At 64.8% G+C, this 23,494-nt stretch carries 16 protein-coding genes; 7 read left to right on the top strand and 9 right to left on the bottom strand.

Annotation, left to right across the window (positions count from 1 at the left end):
* Positions 1-78: 78 nt before the first annotated feature.
* Positions 79-612, top strand: coding sequence for a flavodoxin family protein (locus ACX80M_RS08235; protein ID WP_252599443.1), 534 nt, complete (start codon positions 79-81; stop codon positions 610-612).
* 9 nt (positions 613-621) lie between these two features.
* Positions 622-3,087, top strand: coding sequence for an HAD-IC family P-type ATPase (locus tag ACX80M_RS08230; RefSeq protein WP_459309373.1), 2,466 nt, complete (start codon positions 622-624; stop codon positions 3,085-3,087).
* Here ACX80M_RS08230 and ACX80M_RS08225 read toward each other — a convergent pair.
* Positions 3,084-3,548 carry a pyridoxamine 5'-phosphate oxidase family protein gene (locus ACX80M_RS08225; RefSeq protein ID WP_252568836.1) on the bottom strand — a complete coding sequence of 155 codons (465 nt, stop codon included), beginning with the start codon at positions 3,546-3,548 and terminating at the stop codon, positions 3,084-3,086. The two genes, ACX80M_RS08230 and ACX80M_RS08225, sit on opposite strands and share 4 nt — an antisense overlap.
* Before the next feature lie 165 nt (positions 3,549-3,713).
* Between ACX80M_RS08225 and ACX80M_RS08220 the strand changes: the two genes are divergently transcribed.
* Positions 3,714-4,136 carry an Hsp20/alpha crystallin family protein gene (locus tag ACX80M_RS08220; protein ID WP_252568837.1) on the top strand — a complete coding sequence of 141 codons (423 nt, stop codon included), beginning with the start codon at positions 3,714-3,716 and terminating at the stop codon, positions 4,134-4,136.
* 20 nt (positions 4,137-4,156) lie between these two features.
* Here the strand turns inward: ACX80M_RS08220 and ACX80M_RS08215 are convergent, their stop codons facing one another.
* The 3 genes from ACX80M_RS08215 to ACX80M_RS08205 form a co-directional block, all read right to left on the bottom strand.
* Complete coding sequence (locus ACX80M_RS08215; protein WP_252609604.1) at positions 4,157-5,182, bottom strand: 6-phosphofructokinase; 1,026 nt, start codon at positions 5,180-5,182, stop codon at positions 4,157-4,159.
* A complete protein-coding gene (gene ppsA / locus ACX80M_RS08210; RefSeq protein ID WP_459309372.1) occupies positions 5,179-7,563 on the bottom strand; it encodes a phosphoenolpyruvate synthase in 2,385 nt (794 codons plus the stop codon). Before ppsA ends, ACX80M_RS08215 begins: the two co-directional genes overlap by 4 nt.
* A 91-nt stretch (positions 7,564-7,654) precedes the next feature.
* Positions 7,655-10,213, bottom strand: a complete 2,559-nt coding sequence (locus ACX80M_RS08205) for a cation-translocating P-type ATPase (protein WP_252609621.1) — start codon at positions 10,211-10,213, stop codon at positions 7,655-7,657.
* A 237-nt stretch (positions 10,214-10,450) separates the two neighbouring features.
* On the opposite strand from ACX80M_RS08205, the gene ACX80M_RS08200 reads away from it, so the two are divergent.
* The gene (locus tag ACX80M_RS08200; protein ID WP_459309371.1) at positions 10,451-10,903 is read left to right on the top strand and encodes a universal stress protein; all 453 of its coding nucleotides are present in this window, start codon (positions 10,451-10,453) and stop codon (positions 10,901-10,903) included.
* 156 nt (positions 10,904-11,059) lie between these two features.
* Here ACX80M_RS08200 and ACX80M_RS08195 read toward each other — a convergent pair whose 3' ends face one another.
* From ACX80M_RS08195 to aspS, 3 genes are all read right to left on the bottom strand, one after another.
* Positions 11,060-11,626 carry a glycosyl hydrolase family 65 protein gene (locus ACX80M_RS08195; protein WP_256476814.1) on the bottom strand — a complete coding sequence of 189 codons (567 nt, stop codon included), beginning with the start codon at positions 11,624-11,626 and terminating at the stop codon, positions 11,060-11,062.
* A 549-nt stretch (positions 11,627-12,175) separates the two neighbouring features.
* On the bottom strand, positions 12,176-13,015 hold the full coding sequence (locus tag ACX80M_RS08190) for a GNAT family N-acetyltransferase (protein WP_459309370.1): 840 nt from the start codon (positions 13,013-13,015) through the stop codon (positions 12,176-12,178).
* Between the two features lie 68 nt (positions 13,016-13,083).
* On the bottom strand, positions 13,084-14,871 hold the full coding sequence (gene aspS, locus ACX80M_RS08185) for an aspartate--tRNA ligase (protein WP_459309369.1): 1,788 nt from the start codon (positions 14,869-14,871) through the stop codon (positions 13,084-13,086).
* A gap of 109 nt (positions 14,872-14,980) precedes the next feature.
* Here aspS and ACX80M_RS08180 point away from each other — a divergent pair, with 109 nt between their 5' ends.
* A complete protein-coding gene (locus ACX80M_RS08180; RefSeq protein ID WP_459309368.1) occupies positions 14,981-16,237 on the top strand; it encodes an APC family permease in 1,257 nt (418 codons plus the stop codon).
* A gap of 21 nt (positions 16,238-16,258) precedes the next feature.
* Here ACX80M_RS08180 and hisS read toward each other — a convergent pair whose 3' ends face one another.
* Positions 16,259-17,644, bottom strand: coding sequence for a histidine--tRNA ligase (gene hisS, locus ACX80M_RS08175; RefSeq protein WP_459309367.1), 1,386 nt, complete (start codon positions 17,642-17,644; stop codon positions 16,259-16,261).
* A 232-nt stretch (positions 17,645-17,876) separates the two neighbouring features.
* Here hisS and ACX80M_RS08170 point away from each other — a divergent pair, with 232 nt between their 5' ends.
* Complete coding sequence (locus ACX80M_RS08170) at positions 17,877-18,677, top strand: peptidylprolyl isomerase (RefSeq protein WP_459309366.1); 801 nt, start codon at positions 17,877-17,879, stop codon at positions 18,675-18,677.
* A 67-nt stretch (positions 18,678-18,744) separates the two neighbouring features.
* Positions 18,745-20,355, top strand: coding sequence for a DUF349 domain-containing protein (locus tag ACX80M_RS08165; protein WP_252599453.1), 1,611 nt, complete (start codon positions 18,745-18,747; stop codon positions 20,353-20,355).
* Between the two features lie 689 nt (positions 20,356-21,044).
* On the opposite strand, the gene ACX80M_RS08160 is transcribed toward ACX80M_RS08165, so the two are convergent.
* Positions 21,045-23,438, bottom strand: coding sequence for a RelA/SpoT family protein (locus ACX80M_RS08160; RefSeq protein ID WP_305884330.1), 2,394 nt, complete (start codon positions 23,436-23,438; stop codon positions 21,045-21,047).
* Between the last annotated feature and the right edge of the window lie 56 nt (positions 23,439-23,494).

The following is a 23,494-nucleotide window of genomic DNA, read 5'->3' as shown; positions in this document are numbered from 1 at the left end:
CCTGCGCGGTGGAGAACTTGAAAAGGCAGCGAGCTGGGCCCAGGACCTGGCCTCAGCACTCGAGAAGAAGGCCACACCATGAAAGCAGCCATCGTTTACGAATCCCTCTACGGCAACACACGCGCAATCGCTGATGCGATAGCGCAAGGGCTGGAGGGGGTGGCCGAACCACACGTGATGTCCGTGGAGGAGGCAGGCCAGACCCAGCCCACCGCCACGGATCTCCTGGTGGTGGGAGGGCCGACCCACATCCACGGCATGAGCAGGAAGCCGATGTGGGAACTGGCAGTCAAAGACGCCCTTGAACACCCGGAGAAGGGATTGGTCCCGGACGCCGCATCGGGAGGACCGGGCTTGCGGGCATGGTTCGACTTCCTGGACAAGGCAACCGGAAAAGCGGCCGCCTTCGACACCCGGCTGAAGGGGAACAAGCTAGTGACCGGTCACGCGTCCAAAGGCATCGCGAAACGACTCAAGCAACATGGCCTTGAGCTGATAGTCGAGCCTGCGAGCTTCCTCGTCGATGACGCCAACCAGCTTTTGCCAGGTGAACTCGACCGGGCGCGCGAATGGGGAAAGACGCTCGGCGCAGCCCTCTCGCCGGCACCCTGAGTGAGCCGCGTGGGCACGGCAGCGGCGCCATATCCGCCCGGGGCTGATGCTCCCGCAGGATCCGGTCTCTCCGCCGATGATGTGAAGGAACGAACGCTGGCAGGCCTGGCCAACGGAGTTCCCGACAATTCGAGCAGAAGCCTGTGGCAGATTGTCCGGGCGAATGTGCTGACCCTCTTTAACGGCATTGTTGGCGGCTGCTTCCTGCTCTTGCTCTTCCTGGGGCAGTGGAAGGACGCGCTCTTCGGCTTCGCCGCGCTCAGCAACGCCGTCATCGGCGTGGTCCAGGAGTACCGCGCCAAGAGGCTGCTGGACCGGCTGGCCGTCCTTGACGCCCCCCGGGCCAGGGTGCTCCGTGAAGGCCAGGTCCAGGACATCGCAGTTTCCGACGTCGTCCTGGACGACGTCGCGGTACTGCATGCCGGCGACCAGGTCGTGGCAGACGCCGTCATCATCAGCGGGGATGGCCTTGAAATTGACGAATCCTTCCTTACCGGCGAGTCTGAACCCGTAGGCAAGGGCAGGGGCTCCACCGTGTGGTCGGGTTCCACCATCACGGCGGGGCAAGGCGAGGCGCGGGTGGTCGGCGTAGGGGCCGGCTCGTACGCCAGCCGGCTCACCGCGGAGGCGAAACGTTTTTCCCTGGTTAATTCAGAGATCCGCAACGGGATCGACCGCGTCCTTCGGTGGATCAGCTGGGCTCTCTTCCCTGTCGTCGTGATCGTCACCAACGGCCAGATGCAGGCTAAGGGTGGCTGGGATCTGGCTTTCACCACCGGGGCCTGGGTGGAGGCGCTCGTTGGCGCAGTGGCGGGCGCCATCGCCATGATTCCCTTGGGCCTGGTGCTCATGACCAGTGTTGCGTTCGCGGTCGGTGGTGTCCGGCTGGCCCGCCAAAATGTGTTGGTGCAGGAACTGGCAGCTGTGGAGGGACTGGCCCGTGTGGACGTTCTGTGCATCGATAAGACCGGTACCCTGACGGAGGGCAGGGTGGTCTTCGACGGTGTGCACGCTGCGGGCATTCCATCTCCGCCGGGCTGGAGGGAGGCACTGGGATGGTTCGGCGCCGACCCCCACGCCAACGCCACCGCCCGCAGCCTGGCGGGCACCTTCGCCTTTGACGGCAACCGGGTCCCGGCCGCCGTCGTTCCTTTCTCTTCCGCCAGGAAGTGGAGCGCAGCGAGTTTCTCTTCGCCTCATGCTGCTGCGGGAACGTGGGTGCTCGGTGCACCCGAGATGGTCTTGCAGGGGAACAACGCATCCACCGGTGACGTCCTGGTCCAGTCCCGCCGCCTCGCGTGGGCGGGTTTACGCACCCTGGTACTGGCTTACTCGCAGGACGTTGCGCCCGAAAGGGATCCCGACGACGTGCAACTGCCACCAGGGCTTACAGCCGCCACACTGCTGACATTCCGGGAAAAAGTCCGCCCCGATGCAGCGCAGACCCTGTCCTATTTCCGCCAGCAGGGCGTTGCCGTGAAGATCCTCTCCGGCGATGACCACCGGACGGTCATGGCGGTGGCCCGTGAGGTGGGGCTCGACGCCGTCGTCGGCTACGATGCGCGGCACCTGCCCTCAGATCCTCACCTGATGGAGGAAACGCTGGACGGCTTGTCCGTGTTCGGTCGAGTGACGCCCGCCCAGAAGAAAGATATGGTCATGGCGCTGCAGAAAATGGGGCACACCGTCGCCATGACGGGTGACGGCGTCAACGACGCCCTGGCATTGAAGGAAGCGGACATCGGGATCGCCATGGACACTGCGGCACCCGCCACCAAAGCCGTGGCCCAATTAGTGCTTTTGGACGGGCGCTTTGACAGGCTTCCTGCAGTCGTGGCCGAAGGCCGCCAGGTCATCGTCAACATTGAGCGGGTCTCGGTGCTGTTCCTAAGCAAAACAACCTACGCGGTAGTCCTGTCGATAGTGTTCGGAGCGCTGTTGTGGAGCTTTCCGTTCCTGCCCCGGCAGCTCTCCGCCACTGACGGTCTCACCATCGGCATCCCCGCGTTCTTTCTGGCCCTGATGAGCAATCCACGCCGCTACAAACCTGGATTCTTGAAACGGTCACTGGCCATGGCCGTCCCGGCCGGAATCATCGTCGCGACGGCGGTACTGGCTGTGCAAGTGTATTCCGTGGCGGCGGGCGGCTTCAGCGCCGGAGCCAGCCGCACCGCCTCCGTGGTAACCCTTTCCCTGGTTGCCCTGAGCGTGCTGGCGGCTGTCAGCCGCCCGGTCAGCGCCCTGCGCGTGGCCATCATTGCAGCCATGTGCCTGGGCCTGTTCCTGCTGATGACCGTCCCCATCCTGCAGGAATTCTTTATGCTCGAATGGCCACCTCCTGAACTCACAACTGCCTCGTTTGCCGCCGCCTCCGTCGCCATCCTTGCGGTCCTGGCACTAAGCCAGGTCCACGCACGGCGGTACCCTGTCGATAGGCCTGCGAAGGTGACACAGAACTCAGTGGCGCGGCCCTAGAGCCAGTCCGCCGAAAAATCCTGCGGCGGCCACCAGCGCGTGCGCGGCGAAACCGCAAACCTTCGCCCGGAGACCTCCGTAGGGACGATCTGCACCAGATGCTCTTTGAGTCCGGCCTGCCACGGTTCGCGGTCAGGACCGGCTTCCTGGAGGGCCGCCGGATCTCCGTCAAACGGCCCAGGCATTCCCTTGACCACAACGCTCCACACTTCGGTGGCGTATGCATTCAGCCCGTCTGTCTCAAAAGCCACGGCGGCGCCGCTGAGGAGGGCACGAAGTTTCGTGCCGGGCGCCGTGCGGAAGACCACCGTTTCGCCGACAGTCATGAAGTTCAAGGGAAAGATCTCGGGGACCGCACCGTTGATCACGGCCAGCCGCCCGATATAGGAAGACTGGAGATACTTCCAGCAGTCAGCCGGGGCGAGGACTTCCGTGTGAGACTCTGAGGGGGAGCTGCTCATGCAACTGATCCTAGCCCTCCAATGCCGGCTCGCATTGAACCGCACCATCAGCGCAACCTTCCCGGCACTCAGGACCAAAGCCTCTGGGTCCTCCCGGCCCTTTGCCCGACCCTTAAGGAGTCGGGCACGTCATGCCCCGACGGTCATCCAAGCAAGGAGGCAGCCATGGCTGATTTGATGAAATGGTTTGACACCCGGCGCTCCCCCGTCGAGATGATTGAAAGAATTTTCGAAGGTGATACAGCGGCGTCGGGGATCCGCGTCGAAGAATCGGTTGAAGGCAACACACTTGTGGTCCGGGCCGAACTGCCAGGGATCGATCCGGACAAGGACGTCAGCGTCACCATCGTTGACGGCGCCCTTGAGATCAAGGCCGAGCGCAGGGAGCAGTCCGAGCAGAAGGAAAAGGACAGTTACCGCTCGGAGTTCCGCTATGGTTCTTTCGTGCGGAGGCTCGCTTTGCCCGACGGCGTTCAACAGGAGGACATCACTGCTTCCTACAGGGACGGGGTGCTGGAGGTCAGGACGCCGGTGCCGACGGCCGCCCAGCAGCCCCCGGCGAGGAAGATCGAGATAACGCGCGGCTAACAGCAGGATCCGGCCACGGATCAGCCGAACAGGACCGCTGCCTCACGGTAACGGTCCTCGGGAACGGTCTTGAGCCGGCCCAGCGCAGCGTCAAATCCGACGTTCACGATGCTGGTACCGTGCAGGGAGACCATGGTCCCCCAACGGCCGGTGGCGGTGGATTCGACAGCGGCCATGCCCAGCCGTGTGGCCAGCACCCTGTCAAAGGCGGTGGGGGCGCCACCCCGCTGGATGTGCCCCAAAACCGTCGCCCGGGTTTCGATTCCGGTCAGCGACTGCAGTTCGTGCTCCATGAGCACACCGATTCCGCCCAGCCGGGGCCTGCCGAAGGTGTCCAGGCCGCGGGGCGAGTACGGCGCGTCCTGGCCCTCCGGGACGAACGCCTCTGCGACAACCACCAACGGTGCCCGCCCGCGGTCGTGTGCGGACTGCACCCACCCGGCAACCTGCCCCAACGGAACCGTGTGTTCCGGAATGAGGATGGCGTGGGCGCCGGAAGCCATCCCGGCATGAAGGGCGATCCAGCCGGCATTTCGGCCCATGACTTCTGCGATCATGCAGCGGTGATGCGACTCCCCCGTGGTGCGCAGCCGGTCGATGGCCTCTGTCGCCGTCTGGACCGCGGTGTCGAAGCCGAAGGTGAAATCGGTGGCGTCGAGGTCATTATCGATGGTCTTTGGAACGCCCACCACCTTAATTCCCTGGTCTGACAGTTCCTGCGCGGCCGCCAGGGTGCCCTCTCCCCCGATGGCGACCAGGCCGTCCACTCCGAGACGGCTGAGGCTTTCGCGCACCGCCCCCACTCCGCCTTCCTTTAGCGGATTGGTCCTCGATGTACCAAGGATGGTCCCGCCAAGACGGGAAAGTCCCCGCACGGCGTGCCGCGGCAACGGGACCACGTCCCCGTCAAGCACCCCTCGCCACCCGTCCCGGAAACCGACAAAGTCATACCCGTGGGAAATGACGCCACTCAGCACTGCACCGCGGATCACCGCATTCAGCCCGGGGCAGTCTCCGCCGCTCGTGAGAATGCCCAGCCGAGTCACTTTTCGGACTTTTCGGCCGCAGCGATCACGGGAACCGTCTTGAGGTACGTGTCGGGGTTGAGCGAAATGGAATCGATGCCCTCCTTCACCAGGAATTCCGCGAAGTCCGGGTGGTTGCTCGGGCCCTGGCCGCAGATACCGATCTTGATCCCGGCTGCATGCGCCTTGCCGATAACCTCTGCGATCATCGACGTGACCGCTTCGTCCCTCTCGTCAAAAAGCCCGGCCAGCTGTTCAGAATCGCGGTCAACCCCCAGGACAAGCTGTGTCAGGTCATTCGACCCTATGGAGAATCCGTCGAAGCGCCGGGCGAATTCCGACGCGAGGATGACGTTCGAGGGAACCTCGCACATCATGTAGATCTGCAGTCCCTCCTCACCACGGACCAGGCCGTTTTCTGCCATCACCTTGATCACCAGGTCTGCCTCGTGGAGGGTGCGGCAGAACGGCACCATGACAATGACGTTGGAGAATCCGAGTTTCTCGCGTACTCGTTTCAGCGCCCGGCATTCCAGGGCGAATCCTTCCCGGTAACGCTTGTCGTAGTAACGCGAGGCCCCGCGGAATCCCAGCATGGGATTCTCTTCGGCAACTTCGAAGGAGCCGCCTCCGATCAGGTGTGCGTATTCGTTGCTTTTGAAGTCGCTGAGCCTGACGATCACGGGGAGCGGGTGATAGGGCGCCGCGATCTTGGCGATGCCCCTGGCGAGGACGTCAACGAAGTATTCCTGCAGGTCGGTGTAGCCGTACGTGAGCTCCCTGATGCGTGCAGCCTCGCCGGCTTCTGTGACGCGTTCGGGATGGACCAGCGCCATGGGATGGATCCGGATGAGGTTGCTGATGATGAATTCCATCCGTGCCAGGCCCACGCCGGCCGCGGGCAGGCGCCACCACTGGAAGGCGGCTGACGGGCTGGCGATGTTGACCATGACGGCGGTCCGGGTCGCAGGCAGGGCCCCGAGGTCAACCTCTTCGACATCGAAAGCGAGGGTGCCCTCGTAGACCTCCCCGTCCTCACCGCCCGCGCAGGAAAGCGTGATGGGCGTTCCTTCCTCAAGGACCGAGGTGCCGTTTCCTGTCCCCACCACGGCGGGCACGCCCAGCTCCCTGCTCACAATCGCGGCATGGCTTGTCGGGCCGCCGTGGTCGGTAACGATGCCGGCGGCGCGCTGCATGATGGGAACCCAGTCAGGGTCGGTCATTTGGGTCACCAGGATGGCGCCGTCCCGGAATTTGTCGATGTCCCGGGCGTCCCGGACCACACAGGCGGAGCCGTGCGCGATCGATTCACCGATCGCCGCACCGGAGACAAGCCGAGGGCCCGATTCGCGAAGGTGGTAGACGCGGAAAACGGACCCGCTGCGCCGCGCCTGGACAGTCTCCGGCCGTGCCTGGACCATGAAGAGTTCGCCGGTGGACCCGTCTTTGGCCCACTCCATGTCCATAGGACACCCGTAGTGGTCCTCCACCGCCACAGCCCAGCGAGCTAGGGTCAAAATCTCGGACTCGGTGAGTACCAAGGAGCGCCGCTCCTGGTCTGTCGTGTCAACTGTCCTGGTTCGCGCGTGCCCGCCCCGGCTGTAAACCATCTTCCGTTCTTTCGAGCCCATTGTTTTCTCGATGATCGGTGCAAATTGTGTGGTGGACAGCAGTGGCTTGAATACCTGGTACTTATCGGGGTTGATGGTGCCCTGGACCACCGTTTCTCCCAGCCCCCACGCGGCGCTGATCAGCACGCTGCGCGGGAATCCTGATTCTGTGTCGATGGAAAACATCACCCCGGATGCCCCAAGGTCTGAACGCACCATCCTCTGCACGCCGATGGACAAGGCCACATCCAGATGGTCGAACCCCTTGATTTCCCGGTAGCTGATGGCCCGGTCGGTGAACAGCGAGGCATAACACCGCCTGCAGGCCTCCATCAGCTCCCGCTCGCCGGCAACGTTAAGGAAGGTTTCCTGCTGGCCGGCGAAACTCGCGTCCGGAAGGTCCTCTGCCGTGGCGCTGCTGCGCACGGCAACCGAGGCCCGGGCCTGTCCTGTCCGTTGGGACAAGGCTCTGTAGTGTTCCCTGATGTCGGCGGCGCTGTCCGGCGGAAACTGCCCTTCAAGGATGAGTTCCCGGATGGATTCGCCGGCTTCCCGCAGGCTTGTCCGGCCCGCCCGGTATGCATCGATCGAGGCACGCATCGCCGGTTCGATGCCGTTGGCGGCGACGAACGCCCGGTAGGCGGAGGCCGTGGTGGCAAAGCCCTCCGGTACCCGGACGCCCGAACTTATCAGGGAGCGTGTCAGCTCACCCAGCGATGCGTTCTTGCCGCCCACGGAGGGCACATCGCCCATCCCTACGTCTTCCAGCCACACCACGTGAACGTCGGTCATCGTCGTCCTTGCATTCATGGCTCGATCCTCCCGGGTCAGCCGCGGCAGCAGCAGAGGCTTTGGTCCTGCGGACTCCGGCGTGAGAAGGGTGCTATCCGGCTTTTGTTCCGTGCCGTCTTAGCCTCTTGTAAGCCCAGTCGGCTGCCAGCACCGCGGGAACAGCCAAAGCCGCAACGGCGAACCCGAGGAGCGGCGGCGGGAGGTGTCCAAGTACGGCGGAAACAGGCACTGCGTAAAGGCACACGGCCAAAGCGCCGATTTCTGCCAGCACCGCCCAGAGCAGCAGGCGATTAGTGAGCCAGCCCTGCTTCCAGGGCGGCAGGGTGGCGCTGCGGCAGGCGAAAGCATTGGCCAGCTGGCCAAGCACGACGGCGGTGAAGGCGGCTCCGGACGCCGCCATCACCAGATCGGCATCCTGCGGGTCTCCGCGCGTCCACCCGCCGCCGAACAGCACCACGGAAAACGCCGTCATTTCCATGGCCGCTTCCACGGGACCCAGCACGCAGAACACCCGGAACATCAGCCGGCGGTCCATCAGATGCCGTCTTTCGGGTGGCCGCTTCAGCACACCTTTTCCTGGCGGTTCGCCGCCCAGGGCGAGGGCGGGAAGGAGGTCGGTGCCGATGTCGAGGGCGAGGATCTGCAGTACACCGAGGGCGAGCGGGAACTGGCCGCCGGACAGTGCCCAGATGACGAAGGGCGTCAGTTCGGCAACGTTGTCCGTCAGGTGGTAGGTCAGGAAGCGGTGAATGTTGGAGTACGTGGTCCGGCCCTGTTCGATGGCTGCGACGATCGTGGCGAAGTGGTCATCCAGGAGCACCAGATCGGCAGCTTCCCGGGCAACGTCAGTTCCGCTGAGTCCCATGGCCACCCCGATATCGGCCTCCTGCAGCGCGGGACCGTCGTTGACGCCGTCGCCTGTCATGGCCACGACGTGGCCGCGGCTCTGCAGCGCCTTGGCCACCCGCAGCTTCTGTTCCGGCGAGACCCGGCTCACCACAATGCCATCCCGGTCCAGCAAGGCGCCAAGGATCTGTTCGTCCTCAGGAAACTGCGATCCTTCCAGAACCAGTTCCGGGGAACCCATCAGACCGATTTCCCGGGCAATCGCCGCAGCCGTGGCGGGATGGTCGCCTGTGATCATCCCGACCCTGATCCCGGCTTCGCGGGCAGTCTGGATCACCTCCCCCACGCCGGGCCGGGGCGGGTCGTGGAGGGCGATCAGCCCCAGCAGGGTGAGCTCCACTTCAGCCTCCTCGGGAAGGCGCCCCAGCCAGTCCTGCACCGGACCGGGCAGCTCACGCATCGCGACCGCCATGACCCGCAGCCCCCGGGAAGCCATCGCTTCAACTTCTTCCGCCGCAGCGCCTGCGGACTCTCCGCAGAGCGCCAGGACCGATTCGGGCGCCCCTTTAACAAAGAGGGTGGCGCCGACAATGGCCGATTCACGCCGACGGCGGGGATCAAACGCGAACCGCCGCGCAGGCATCGCATCTACGGGAGCGGACCCGGAAAGACGGCGCGCCAGAACGTCAATGGCAGCCTCCATCGGATCCCCCGCCGTCCTCCACTCAACTCCGTGGAGGACAGCCCTGCCCTGGGAGGCGGCCCGTGCCGCGAGCGCGGTACTGGTGGCCGCGGAGATCCCGGTTCCCTCTATGTCGGCCTCCGGCTGGTAACCCTCCCCCGTCACCTTCGCACGGCCGTCGGCTGTAAAGACTTCGACGGCGTTCATCCGGTTCTGCGTCAGGGTTCCTGTCTTGTCGGTACAGATGAAAGTGGTGGATCCCAGAGTTTCCACGGCCTCCAGATTGCGGACCAAGGCGTTCCGCGCCGCCATCCGTTGGGCCCCCATCGCCAGTGAGAGAGTGACGGTCGGCAGGAGCCCCTCGGGGACCAGGGCAACGGCGACGCCGATGGCGAAGAGGAAAGCGCCCTGCCAAGGGATGCCTACCAACAAGGACACGAGGAAGAAGAACCCGGCGACGGCCAGTGCTACCGTCGCGATGATGTGGACGATCCGGCGCAGCTCACGGGCCAGCGGTGTCGGCGGAGATACTGTTCCACTGGTCAGCGCGGAGATTCCGGCAAGCCGCGTGTTTCCACCTGTGTGGGACACTACCGCGTCTGCGTCTCCGTTGACGAGGAACGTCCCGCCCCAGGCGCTGTCGCCGCTGGCCTTAGCTACCGCTTCACTCTCGCCTGTCAGCATTGACTCATCCACGGCACAGCCGGAGGCAACAGTCAGGACGACGTCGGCGGGCACCCGGTCACCTGCTGTCAGGACCACGGCGTCACCCGGGACCAGTTCACTGGTGTGAACCCTCTGGATGTGTCCGTCCCGGCGGACGGAGACGTCAGCGGGCAGCAGCGCGCGCAGTTTTGCGGCCGCGTGCTGGGCACGTTCCTGCTGGATGTGGGCGAAAATCCCGTTGACGACGACCACCACGATGATAGCAACACCAAGCTCCGGGAGGCCTCCGACGAAGGCAAGTGCAGCGGCGCACCACAGCATCAGTGCAAAAAAATGCGTCAACTCGCCCAGGAGCTTCCGCCACTGCCGTACCGGCTTCGCGGTGGGAAGAACGTTTGGCCCCGACTCCCTGAGCAATGCTGCGGCGCGTTCAGAACTCAGACCGGTTGCATCCAGTCCGAATCGGGGCGGACCCCCTTGTTGCGTCACTGCTACTCCAAATTCGCCGAAGTCTGGTTCGTTGACAGGCTTCACCAGGTGGGCCGTAGCGTCTAGGGCCAAAGGTCATGGTGGGGTCCGGGACGTTGATGCGGACGCTGTGCCGGCGTCGTGACCTTGGACCCTGTTCGTCCTTAACCGCCGGGTAAATGCTTTGAGGAAGCCTGTGCACGTACGGCACGCGAGGAGAAGATCATGGCCAAAGCCGCTGAGGAGAAGATCATCGTCGGCGTGGACGGTTCCGACGCATCCATCGAAGCTCTTCGCCAAGGGACTCGTCTGGCGCTGGCCCTTGGGACCCGCCTGGAAGCCTGGGGATGCTGGGAGTATCCGGCAGGTTATGAAGGCTATCTTGCTCTGGGGGTAGAAGGTTTCGCCCGCGAAGCTGAGGAAAATCTGGAGCGTGCACTCGCGGAAGCCTTTGGCCCCGAACGTCCGCGCCATGTCATTGTCAGGCTCGTCCACGGATCGGCACGGACGTCGTTAGTTGGCGGAAGCAGGCGCGCCTCTCTACTTGTCGTCGGAAGCCGCGGGCATGGCGGTTTTGCCGGCCTGCTGCTCGGATCGGTCAGCGCTGCCTGCGTCGCCCACGCGCACTGTCCTGTCCTCGTGGTGCACTCGCCCCGGGCGGGAAAGCCCTCTCCGTAGGTGATTCCCGCCGTCGTGTTTCTTTATTCAGCGGGTTCTTTATTCAGCGGACCTGATTCAGCGGACCTGATTCAGCGGGTTCCTTATTCATCGGACCTGATTCAGCGGGTTCCTTATTCAGCGGACCTGCCCCGGACAGGTACATGCCGGGAGACCTTAGCCAGCAACAAGCGGGAAGTGCCGTGTATCGCCGGCGCCCAGAAGGACGCGTTCGGAGCCGACCTGCAGCCGAATGGCGGAGGCGTCTCCGGGAGCCGCTGAAACAGTCAACGTGCCGTGTTCGAGGTTGACGGCGAGTAGATGGTCCCGGTAGCGGACACGGAAGGAAACTGACTCTATTTCTTTTGGCATTTTTGGGGCGAAAAGAAGGGCATCACTGGTGATTCTGAGGCCAGCAAAGCTGCGCTGATAACATCGATGGTTCCGGCCATGGCGCCAAGGTGGATGCCTGTGTGAGTGGTGCCGCCTTGGGTGTCGTCGAAGGTCAGCGCTCAGCGCCTCACGGAAAGTGCTCCAGGCCCGCTCCGTGCCCATCGCGGCTAGCACTGAAGCGTGTGCCACGCGGCTGAGCGTGGAGCCGTGAGCCGTGCGGGCCAGGTAGTAATCGACTGTCTCGGCGAGTTGTGCGGCGGACACTTCATAGCCCAGCCCGGCCAGAAAGAGCGTCAATTCCTTCTCGCCAAGGACGTAGAGCAGCATCAGCACGTCAGCCTGCTTGGCCAGCCTCTACCGGTTGGTGCTGTCGCCCTCGGCTTCGAGGATCAGGTCCAGGCGTTCGATGTCGCTCACTGCGGGGCCATCGCGGACGGTGGCCCTGGTGCAACAGAGCTCCACCGGGAAACCCGTTCGCTATTCGACCTACTCCAGCGGCGACAACGGACTGACCTGGGAGCACGGAACCGACCTGGATGCTCCGTCCTCCGATCAGGAGGTGGCCTTCCCCCCCGGCTGGCCACTAACGGCGAAGGGTTTGTGCTGCTGGCAACCCAAGGGCGGCCACGCCATCACACGCGCCCGTTCTTATGGTCAGCGGCGACGGCAGGGAGTTTGCGGCCCGGACAGTGGACCACACCGCACTCGAACAGGAGGATCTCCGTGTTTACGCCATCGGGATCGCAGGCGAAAAGGTGATGATCGCCGGCGCCACCGGGCCACCTGACGGGCGCGAACCCCTTGGGATAAGCGTTGATGTACCGGAGCCATGATGTACCTGAGCCCTTGATGAACCCCTGCCGTGGATGCGCCCGTGCATTGCAGCCGCCGCAAACACCGTCAACAGCCGGTCAGGTGCCGCTTGGGCCGTTCCTGCCGGTAAAGGTAGCGGCAGGCTTCCTGGAATCCTGCCTTGGCGTAGAGCTGCTGGGCCCCGGAGTTTGCTGCGGTGACCAGCAGCCAGTAGCCGGCCAGGTTCCGGACGGCGCCTTCGTACAAGAGTGCCTGCATGATCCGCAGGGCATGGCCGCGCCGCCGGGCGTCCGGGCGGGTGGCCATGCAGTACAGCCCGCCCCAACCCCCTGTTGCTTCCCCGGCGGGAGGGAGAGCGAGCCGGCCGACGGCGGCGGGAACGCCGTCGTGGGACCTCACCAGCGCATAGAGCGACGGGCAGCCTGCCAGGATGCTGCGTGCGGTCTCGCGCTCGGCCGGGCCGCCGCGGCCGTCCACGCTCCACCACAGCTCCAGCCACTCATCGCTGGGGACCGTGGAGATCTCGACGCCGGGTTGGGCCGCCGCAGGATGGGTTAGCGCAGGTTGGTCCGCCGCCTGGACGCCGTTGCTCCGGCACATCACCAGTGTTTCGGCTTGGCGGGTGAAGCCTTCCCCGTCGAGGACAATATTCAGTTCGGTGGAGCGGGGATCATCGAAGACCTGGAAAATCAGCGGCAGGCGCCGGCCGCGGTACCAGAGCCGGGCTGCACGCAGAGCCTCATGCTGCCGGTGCATATCGCCCTCCGGCTCGCGCGGCCACACCGAATTGGCGCGCTGGGTCACGCCGGAAGCTGCGCGAAGCACCCAGCCGTCGGATTCCTCGCGGTCCGGGGCCGGCCAGGCGGCATCCATCAGCGCCTCAAGCCCAGGCAGGGCCAGGGCTGGTGCAGGACGTGAAACTGTCATGGCGTACCACTCTTCCAACGCGAAAGGCCCCCCGGTTTCCCGGGGAGCCTCTCGACTGCGCTCTTGGACTACTCGGCCTTTTTAGGCTCTTCGGTTTTCGCCTGGGGCTTGAAGTCCACGCCGGCTTCCTTGCGCTGCTGCGCCGTGATCGGCGCGGGGGCCTGGGTCAGCGGATCGTATCCGTTGCCTGTCTTCGGGAAGGCAATGACGTCGCGGATGGACTCAACGCCCGCCAGCAATGCCACCACACGGTCCCAGCCGAACGCGATGCCGCCGTGCGGAGGAGCGCCGAACTTGAAGCCTTCCAGCAGGAAGCCGAACTTGGTCTGGGCGTCTGCATTGTCCAGCCCCATCAGTTCGAAGACGCGTTCCTGGACGTCACGCTCGTGGATACGGATGGAGCCGCCGCCGATTTCATTGCCGTTGCAGACGATATCGTAAGCGTAGGACAGGGCCGATTCCGGGTCCTTGTCGAACGTGTCCATGAACTCGGGCTTGGGCGAGGTGAAGGCGTGGTGGACGGCCGTCCACTTTCCGGCGCCAACAGCCACATCGCCGGACGCCACCGCTGCGGCGGCCGGTTCGAACATGGGGGCGTCAACCACCCAGCAGAAGGCCCAGGCGCTGGGGTCGATCAGGCCGGTGCGGTGGCCGATCTCCACGCGGGCAGCACCCAGGAGGGCACGGGCCGCTGACTTCTCACCGGCGGCGAAGAAGATGCAGTCGCCCGGCTTGGCGCCCACGGCGTCGGCGAGGCCTGCACGCTCGGTTTCGTTCAGGTTTTTGGCAACAGGGCCGGCCAGTTCGCCGTCTTCCTTGAAGAGGACGTAGGCCAGGCCTTTGTGGCCTCGCTGCTTGGCGAATTCCTGCCAGCCGTCCAGGGTGCGTCGCGGCTGGGAAGCGCCGCCGGGCATCACCACGGCGCCGACATACGGGGCCTTGAAGACGCCGAATCCGGTGTCCTTGAAGAATTCGGTGAGCTCAGTCAATTCCACGCCGAAGCGGAGATCGGGCTTGTCCGAGCCATAGCGCGCCATGGCGTCTGCGTAGGTGATGCGCTGGATGGGCGTGGGGATCTCGACGTCGATCAGCTTCCACAGCGCCTTGACGATGTTTTCGCCCAGGGCAATGATGTCGTCCTGGTCCACGAAGCTGGCTTCGATGTCCAGCTGGGTGAATTCGGGCTGGCGGTCGGCGCGGAAGTCCTCGTCGCGGTAGCAGCGCGCGATCTGGTAGTACTTCTCGAAGCCGCCCACCTGCAGGAGCTGCTTGAAAAGCTGCGGTGACTGCGGCAGTGCGTACCAGGAACCCGGCGCCAGGCGGGCGGGGACCACGAAGTCGCGGGCGCCTTCCGGCGTCGAACGCGTCAGCGTGGGGGTCTCGATCTCGACAAAACCGTCCTGGTGGAGCAGTTCACGGGCAATCCGGTTGGCTTCGGAGCGCAGCCGGAGGTTGCGGGCGGGGCCGGGGCGGCGCAGGTCGAGGTAGCGGTGCTTCAGGCGGGCTTCCTCACCGACCTCCACGTGCTCGTCGATCTGGAACGGCAGCGGATCGGAGGTGTTGAGGATAACCACCTTGTCCGCCATGACCTCGATGGCGCCAGTGGCCAGAGCGGGGTTCTCGTTGCCCTCCGGGCGCTTGGAGACGGTGCCGGTGATCTGCAGGACGTACTCGTTGCGCAGGCCATGGAAGACCTCTTCCTCACGGACCACAACCTGGGCCACGCCGGACGCATCGCGCAGATCCACGAATGCAACACCACCGTGATCACGACGGCGGCCCACCCAGCCAGCCAGGGTTACGGTTTGTCCAATGTGCTCGGAGCGAAGGGATCCGAGGTCATGTGTGCGCAGCACAGCACGCCTTTCTGAAGACGACAGCAGGAAAACAAAAGATAAAACTGCATAGGATCGTTCCGGGAACAATCCCGTCTGAGTTTACCCGCTGGAAAGGCGCGACTCCCCCATGCCCGAACACCAGCAGCTTCAACGGAGGCTCGGCGTGTTTGACGCCACGTCCATCGGCCTGGGCTCCATGCTCGGGGCCGGCGTTTTTGTGGTCTTCGCCCCCGCCGCGGGCCTGGCCGGAAATTTCCTGGTCCTTTCGGTCCTGATCGCGGGTGCCGTGGCCTACTGCAACGCGGTGGCCTCCGCGGAACTGGCTGCACGGTATCCGGCCAGCGGCGGAACGTACGTGTACGGCCGGAAGCGCCTGGGGGAATGGCCCGGTTTCCTGGCCGGCTGGGGATTTGTCAGCGGCAAGACGGCCTCCTGCGCCGCCATGGCCCTGACGTTCGGCCACTATGTGTCACCGGGCTACGCGGTGCCGGTTGCCATCACTGCGGTGGTGGCGCTGACCGCCGTGAACCTGTTTGGCATTACCCGCACAGCACTCCTGACCAGAATCCTGCTGTGCGTTGTCCTGGCCACCCTGGTGTTTGTTGCCGCTGCCGCCATCGTGGGGCCGCATCCTGCGGACTTTTCGGCAGGCGGAACGTCCGACGGCGGAGCTACCGCCGGCTTTAGTGGCGTGCTGCCGGCCGCCGGCCTGATGTTCTTCGCCTTCGCCGGCTATGCGCGCATCGCCACCCTCGGAGAGGAAGTCAAGGATCCGGCCAGGACCATTCCGCGTGCGATCCTGGCTGCCCTCGCCGGCGCCTTCGTCATCTACCTGGCGTTGGCGCTGCTGCTCCAAAACCACTTGACCGAAGGCAAGCTGGCCGCCACCACGGCCCCGCTGCTGGACGCTGTGGTCAATTCGCAACTCGCCGCCGGTGCGCCGGTGGTTCAGGCCGGCGCGGCAGCGGCGTGCCTAGGTGCGTTGCTTGCGCTCATCACGGGAGTGGGCCGCACAACGTTGGCCATGGCGCGGGAACGCGATCTGCCGGCGCCCCTGGCACGAGTGGGCGGCAAGCACACGGTGCCGTTCGTGGCGGAACTGGCGGTGGGCGCCGTCGTGATCTTCCTGATCCTGACCACTGACGTGATGACGGTGGTGGGGTTCTCCAGCTTCGGTGTGCTCATCTACTACGCGGTGACGAACGCCGCGGCGTACACCCTGGAGGAGCACCCGGCCCACGGCCCGAGGTGGCTCAATGTGGTTGGCTTCATCAGCTGTCTGCTGCTGGCTTTCACGCTGCCGCACGTCTCGGTGCTGGGGATGGCCGCCGTGCTGGCCGTCGGCGCGGCCGGCCGGTTCGTGGTGCTTCGGCTGCGCCGCTAGCTGCCGCCAACACCGGGTCGGTCAGGCCGGCTGGGCTGCTGCCGCTGGCACCTGGACTGTTGTGACCTGGACGTTAAGGTCTTCCGACGGCGGCGTCCAGGTTGCGGGATCGGCGTCGGCCTGCTCGCCGGACCGGATGTCCTTGACCTGGTGCTTGCCGTCGTCGTCGGTGAACCAGACGAACGGGATCCCGCGGCGGTCCGCGAATTTGATCTGCTTGCCGAACTTCTCGGCCTTGGCAGCGACTTCGGTGGCGATGCCCCGGCTGCGGAGCTGGGCGGCAACGTCCTGCGCGGCACCCCAGCTGTCGTCAGTGGTGAGCGCCACCAGCACGGCGGTGGGCACCGAACGGGAGGCCTTGGCCAGGTCCTGGCTCAGGATGCGCGAAACCAGCCGCGTCACACCGATGGAGAGGCCGACGCCGGGGAACTTGCGGTTGCCCTTGCTCGCCAACGCGTCGTAGCGGCCGCCGGAGCAGATGGAACCGAGCTGTTCGTGGCCCACCAGGACCGTCTCCACCACCGTGCCGGTGTAGTAATCCAGGCCGCGGGCGATGCTGAGATCGGCAACAACCTTGCCCGGCGCGCGCTGCACGGCCGCTTCGATCACCTGTTCCAGTTCATTCAGGCCCTCCTCAAGGAGGTCGTTCGTCACGCCGAGCGCACGGACCTGAGCCACAAACGAGGTGTCCTCGGTACGGATTCCTGCCAGCTTCAGCGCGGCCTGCGCCTGGTCATCAGTAGCACCCAGTTCGGTCTTGAGCAGATCTGCGACCTTGGCTGCGCCGATCTTTTCCAGCTTGTCGATGCTGCGGAGCACGCCGGCGGTGTCATCCAGGCCGATGCCGCGGTAGAAGCCTTCGGCAAGCTTGCGGTTGTTGATCCGGAGGCGGAAGTCCGGAATCGGCAGTGCGCTCAAGGCTTCGGCAATGACCAGGGCAATCTCCACGTCATAGCGGAACGGCAGCTCGCCGTCGCCCACCACATCGATGTCTGCCTGGGTGAATTCGCGGGCCCGGCCTTCCTGCGGGCGCTCCCCGCGCCAGACTTTCTGGATCTGGTAGCGCCGGAACGGGAACGCCAGGTACCCGGCGTTCTCAACGACGTACCGCGCAAAAGGCACAGTGAGGTCGAAGTGGAGCGCGAGGGCGTTGGGGTCAGCTTTGCCGGCCTTGCCCGCGTCGGAGGTGTCGGCGTCGTCGTCCTGAAGGCGGCTGAGGCCGTAGACCTCCTTATCAATCGCACCCTTGCGCAGCAGCTGGCCCACGGTTTCCACGGCACGGGTCTCGATGGACGCGAAGCCGTGCAGCTCAAAAACCTTGCGAAGGGTGTCCAGCACGTGCAGCTCCACCAGCCGCTCCTCAGGAAGCCACTCGGGGAATCCGGACAGGGAGGCTGTGCGTGCCATGGTGGATGTTCTCCTCTTGATGAAGGGTGCCTGGGACTTTGCCCGGCATTCCGCCCGAAACGGGCGGGGAACGGCGGCAGTCCGGCAACTCATGCATAAACTATGTGCGGCAGTCAGTTTATGCGTCATCCGCCGGCATCTCTAATACGGCGGCCGGCGCCGCAAGGCTGCCGGCAGACAACCGCCTCTGGATTCAGTTCCTACCGGACGCGGCCCGATACAAGGAGGACCATTGGCGGCCAGTCCACGCAGCGCCCGCGAAGCCAAACGGCGCATCCAGCAGATGGAGGCAAAGCGCGAGCTGCGGCGGGACCAGGAGAAACGCCGCAAGCGCGACAACCTCATCGCCGCCTGCGCCGGAACCGCCGCCGTCCTGCTCGCCGTCGTGCTTCAGTTCACTGCCTTTGCCGGCAATCCCACCGAAGAGGAATTCGCCGCCGCGGAGGCCGGCCTGACCAGCCCAACCGACTCCCCCACGCCTTCCGCGCCGGCCACGAACGGCGCGAACATCCCGGCCCCGGACACTGCCGCCGGGAAGGTGTTTACCGGTGAATTGGCACTGAACGGGAACGTGCTCGGCGTCGAAATCGACGGTACCAAGGCACCCCAGGCTGCCGCGGTCTTCAAAGCATTGACGGACGAGGGCTTCTACAACGGCAGCGCGTGCCACCGGCTGACCACGGGCGACACCTTCGGACTCCTGCAGTGCGGTGGCGCCACCGCTGCTGCCGACCCCGAGTACACCTGGGGTCCCCTCGAAAACACCCCGGCAGACAACATCTACCCTGCGGGCACGATTGCCATCGCCCGGTCCGGCGACAACGCCTACGGTAACGGCAAGCAGTTCTTTGTGGTCTACAAAGACACGGTGATTCCCGCCGACTCTGCCGGGGGCTATACGGTGGTGGGCAAGGTGACCTCTGGAATGGAAGCAGTCAACGCCATTGCCGCCGCGGGAATCAAGCCCGGCTCCAGCGCATCAGACGGCGCACCTGTGCAACCAGTCACGATAGACTCGGTTTCTCTGAAGTAGGAAGCCAGGCCGTTACGGCCGCGGTGCAGTACGTGAGTATTTCCCTCCAAGCGAAAGACTTTTAGCGGTGACAGACAGTCAGAAATCCGACGAAACAGCAGCAGACCTGACCGAGGTAGCGGCCCCCGTGGCTGACCAGGCAGACGCTGTCCAGGCAACCGCCGAACAGGCCACGGTTGACGAAACCGCAACTGAAGCGGACGTGGATCCAGAGAGCGTGGGCCTCCAGGCCGAACGTGCCGAGGTCCCGGCCGCCCCGGTTGAAGAGAGCGCGGCTGAAGGCGAGAGCGCGGCTGAAGAAGCCCCGGCTCCGGTGCCTGCTCCGGCACCTCGACCCGCCCCGTCACCGGCAGCCTTCGCTGCCCGGCCCAAGCCGGCAGCAGCCGCACCTGTGGCAGCACCGGCACCCGTCGCCTCCGCGACTTCGCTGGCGGAAGCTGCAAAGTGGGGCCGTGTCGAGGGTGACGGCCACGTATTCCTGACGATCGACGGCGATGAGCACCCGGTGGGCCAGTACCCCGGCGTCAGCAATGACGAAGCCCTTGCCTACTTCGCGCGGAAGCATGACGACATAGTTGCGCAGGTCCTGCTCCTGGAACAGCGCATCAGCTCCAAGGCGCCCAGCACCGATATGCAGAAGACCGTCACGCACCTGCGCGAGCAGCTGGCGGAGCGGAACATGGTGGGAGATCTTCGTTCCACCGAAGCGCGGCTCGACGCTGTTTCCGTGCAGATCGCAGAACTCGAAAAGGCAGAGAAGGCAGAACACGACGCCGTTCGCTCCGCCGAGCTCGCGGCCCGCGAGGCCATCGTGGCCGAAGCCGAAGAGATCTCGGGGCAGGATCCCGCACAGATCCAATGGAAGACCTCCAGCGCCCGGATGAACGATCTTTTTGAAAGCTGGAAGACAGCCCAGAAGGGCGGCATCCGGCTTGGCCGCAGCAACGAGGACGCCTTGTGGAAGCGGTTCCGTGCCGCCCGCACAGTTTTCGACCGTCACCGCCGCGCGTACTTCTCCCAGCTGGACAGCACCAACTCGGCCGCAAAATCGGCCAAGGAGAAGCTCATCGCCGAAGCCGAGGCTCTGTCCTCGTCCACCGACTGGGGCTTTGCGGCCGGCGAATACCGCCGGCTCATGGATGAATGGAAGGCCTCACCGCGCGCCAGCCGCAAGGACGACGACGCCCTCTGGGCCCGTTTCCGTGCCGCGCAGGATGTGTTCTTCACGCACCGGCAGGCAGCCAACGAGGAGATCGACCAGGAATACGCCGCCAACCTCACGGTGAAGGAAGCGCTCCTCGTCGAAGCGAACAGCATTCTGCCGGTCAAGGACCTGGCCGCGGCGAAGAAGGCGCTCCAGTCTGTCCGGGACCGCTGGGAAGAAGCCGGCAAGGTGCCCCGCGCCGACATGGGCCGCATCGAAGCCGGCCTCCGCAAGGTGGAGGACGCAGTCCGCAACGCCGAAGAGGAAAACTGGCAGCGCTCCAACCCTGAGACGAAGGCCCGCACCAACAGCGCCCTGTCGCAGCTGGAAGCAGCCATTTCCGGCCTGCAGGACGATCTCGCCAAGGCCGAGAAAGCCGGCGACCAGCGCAAGATCAAGGGGGCCCGCGAAGCCCTCGAGGCGAGGCAGGCCTGGTTGGACCAGATCCAGCGCTCGGCCAGCGAGCTTTCCTAGCAAGTAGTTTGAGGACGCCTTCATCAGGCGTCTGTCGGAGGACGCACAGGCCCGGCCCCGGTTATCCACATAACCGGGACCGGGCCTGTGCGCATTAAGGGAAGACGCGGCAGGATGGAGGGATGGCCACCTCCCCACCACCCCAATACCCGGACCTGTATTCGCCCGGCAAGCCTTTCGCGTGGCCCGAACTCCAGTCGCTGGCAGCGGACGGTGTCCTGGCGCAGTTCCACCAGCACGGCTTCACGTTGCCGGATGCTCCCGCGTCACCCCAGGTGCGGGCCAGAACGGTGGCCAACGCGGTTCCGGCGGCCGTCAGGCAGCGCGTGGTGGCCGGGCGGATGACGGCGGCCTGGATCTACGGCTGTGCGGCTGAACCGGACCGGCTGGCCTTGCTTGTGGATGCGAAGCGGCGGATTTCGAGCCTCCGCAACACAAGGGGCTGCACGCTCCATGAAGTCCGGCTTGGTCCGTTCGACGTTGTCAGCATGGGCGGGCTGATGGTGTCGAGTCCACTCCGCACCGCCGTCGACATCGCCCTGCATGTCGACGCCCACCGGGCCTTGCCAGCACTGGCGGGGTTGCTGGCCCGTCCGGAGCGGGACGTGCGGCTGCGCCTGCTGATTCTGGCCATTGAGGCCAGCCCGCGGGTCCCCCACAAACGGGCCGCACTGGAAAAGCTGGCCTTGCTAGCTCCGGCGCTTGTTACCGGTGGTCCGGTAGACGTCGAACACGCCGTCGATGCGCCGCACGGCACTGAGAACGTGGCTGAGGTACTTGGGGTCGCCCATCTCGAAGGCGAACCTGGAGATGGCCACCCTGTCGGTGGAGGTGTTCACGCTTGCCGCCAGAATGTTGACGTGGTTCTCGGACAGCACACGCGTGACGTCGGAGAGCAGGGACTTCCGGTCCAGCGCCTCAACCTGGATCTCCACCAGGAAAACACTTGACTGGGTGGGTGCCCAGTCCACCTCGACAATCCTGTCGGGCTGGTCCCGGAGATCCGAAATGTTGGTGCAGTCCGTGCGGTGCACCGAAACACCGGAGCCGCGGGTGACAAAGCCGAGAATCGGGTCCGGCGGAACGGGCGTGCAACAGCGCGCGAGCTTCACCCAGACATCGCCAACGCCGCGCACCACCACGCCGGAATCGGAGAACTTGGTTTTGGCCACCTGCGTGGGGATGCTGACTTCAGTGATGTCGTCGTCAGTGCTCTCGTTGCCGCCCAGGCTTTGAACGAGTTTCTCCATGACCGACTGCGCTGACGTATGACCGTCGCCCACGCCGGCGTAGAGGCCCGAGATGTCAAGGTACTTGAACTCTGCGGCTACCGCCGCGAGGGCCTCGTGCGTCATCAGGCGCTGCAGGGGCAGGTTTTGCTTGCGCATGGCGCGGGTCAACAGTTCCTTGCCGCGGTCGATTGCTTCTTCGCGCCGTTCCTTGCTGAACCACTGGCGGATCTTGTTCCGGGCGCGGGCACTCTTGACGAAGTGTTGCCAGTCCTGGCTGGGCCCGGCACCTTCGGCCTTGGAGGTAAAGATCTCAACCCAGTCACCGTGGTTTAGCTCGCTGTTCAAGGGCACAAGCTTGCCGTTGACCCGCGCGCCGATGGTGCGGTGTCCCACTTCGGTGTGGACGGCGTAGGCAAAATCCACCGGAGTCGATCCGGCGGGCAGTGCCATGACCTCACCCTTGGGGGTAAAGACAAAGACTTCGCGGGCATTGATCTCAAACCGCAGCGAGTCCAGGAACTCCCCGGGATCGGACGTTTCCTGCTGCCAGTCCACCAGGGACCTCAGCCAGCCCATGTCACCGTCGCGGGGGCTGCCCGGCCCGACAGCCGTACGGCTGGGCTGATCCTTGTACTTCCAGTGGGCGGCCACACCGTACTCAGCACGGCGGTGCATTTCGTGGGTCCTGATCTGGATCTCCACGGGCTTGCCGCCGGGTCCGATCACCGTGGTGTGCAGCGACTGGTACATATTGAACTTGGGCATGGCGATGTAGTCTTTGAACCGCCCCGGCAGCGGGTTCCAGCGCGAATGCATAGTGCCCAGGGCGGCGTAACAGTCCCGGACCGAATCGACGAGTACACGGACGCCCATGAGGTCGTTGATGTCGTCGAAATCCTTGTCCCGGACGACCATCTTCTGGTAGATCGAGTAATAGTGCTTCGGCCTGCCGGTGATGGTGGCCTTGATCCGGGCAGTACGGAGATCCTCAGTGATCTGGTCCCGGATGACGCCGAGGCTTTTCTCCCGTTCCGGGGTGCGGTCGCCCACCATCCGGACGATTTCCTCATAGACCTTTGGATAGAGGGCCGCGAAGGACAGGTCCTCCAACTCCCATTTGATGGTGTTCATGCCCAGCCGGTGGGCCAGGGGCGCGAATATTTCCAGGGTTTCGCGGGCTTTTCGTGCCGATGACTCCGCGGAGACAAACCGCCAGGTCCTGGCGTTGTGGAGCCTGTCCGCGAGCTTGATCATCAGGACCCGGATGTCCTTGGCCATGGCCACAACCATCTTGCGGACGGTCTCGGACTGCGCGGCTTCACCAAAGCTGACTTTGTCCAGCTTGGTGACGCCGTCCACCAGCATGGCAACCTCGGGACCGAAGTCCCTTTTGAGGTCCGCCAGTGTGTAAGGGGTGTCCTCGACCGTGTCGTGCAGCAGTGCCGCGGCGAGTGTGGTTCCGCTGAGGCCCAGCTCAGCGAGGATGGTGGCTACGGCCACGGGGTGGGTGATGTAGGGATCACCGCTCTTGCGCTTCTGCCCACGGTGGCTCTGCTCAGCCACCTCGAAGGCGCGCTGGATGAGATCAAAATCTTCTTTTGGGTTGTTCGCACGGACGGTACGCAGCAGCGGCTCAAGAATGGGCGAATAGGTTGCCGTGCCGCGGCCGGTCAGCCGGGCCAGACGGGAGCGGGTACGTTCGCGGCGTCCGGGAAATGTAGGGCGGGCGCCCGATTTGTCCACGGGAACAACTGGCGCCGGGCGTGCGGAAGCGGTCAGTCCGGTCTGAACTCCGTGTCCCGGACTGTTATCCCCGCCTGCCGCTGGCACCGACGCCGAACGTTCTTCCAATGAAGCACCCCTCACGACTGTTTAATTACCCCAGTCTATTCCCCCGCCAGTTCACT

It is taken from the genome of Pseudarthrobacter sp. MDT1-22 (genome assembly GCF_054511035.1).
Note: the sequence above shows the minus strand (reverse complement) of the source record. Positions and strands in the feature narration are given on the sequence as shown.

Bases quoted from the DNA above. Each gene is read 5' to 3' on its own strand.
- ACX80M_RS08235 (WP_252599443.1), top strand. From the start codon at position 79: ATGAAAGCAGCCATCGTTTACGAATCCCTCTACGGCAACACACGCGCA.
- ACX80M_RS08225 (WP_252568836.1), bottom strand. From the start codon at position 3,548: ATGAGCAGCTCCCCCTCAGAGTCTCACACGGAAGTCCTCGCCCCGGCT.
- ACX80M_RS08220 (WP_252568837.1), top strand. From the start codon at position 3,714: ATGGCTGATTTGATGAAATGGTTTGACACCCGGCGCTCCCCCGTCGAG.
- ppsA (WP_459309372.1), bottom strand. From the start codon at position 7,563: ATGACCGACGTTCACGTGGTGTGGCTGGAAGACGTAGGGATGGGCGAT.
- ACX80M_RS08200 (WP_459309371.1), top strand. From the start codon at position 10,451: ATGGCCAAAGCCGCTGAGGAGAAGATCATCGTCGGCGTGGACGGTTCC.
- ACX80M_RS08190 (WP_459309370.1), bottom strand. From the start codon at position 13,015: ATGACAGTTTCACGTCCTGCACCAGCCCTGGCCCTGCCTGGGCTTGAG.
- ACX80M_RS08180 (WP_459309368.1), top strand. From the start codon at position 14,981: ATGCCCGAACACCAGCAGCTTCAACGGAGGCTCGGCGTGTTTGACGCC.
- hisS (WP_459309367.1), bottom strand. From the start codon at position 17,644: ATGGCACGCACAGCCTCCCTGTCCGGATTCCCCGAGTGGCTTCCTGAG.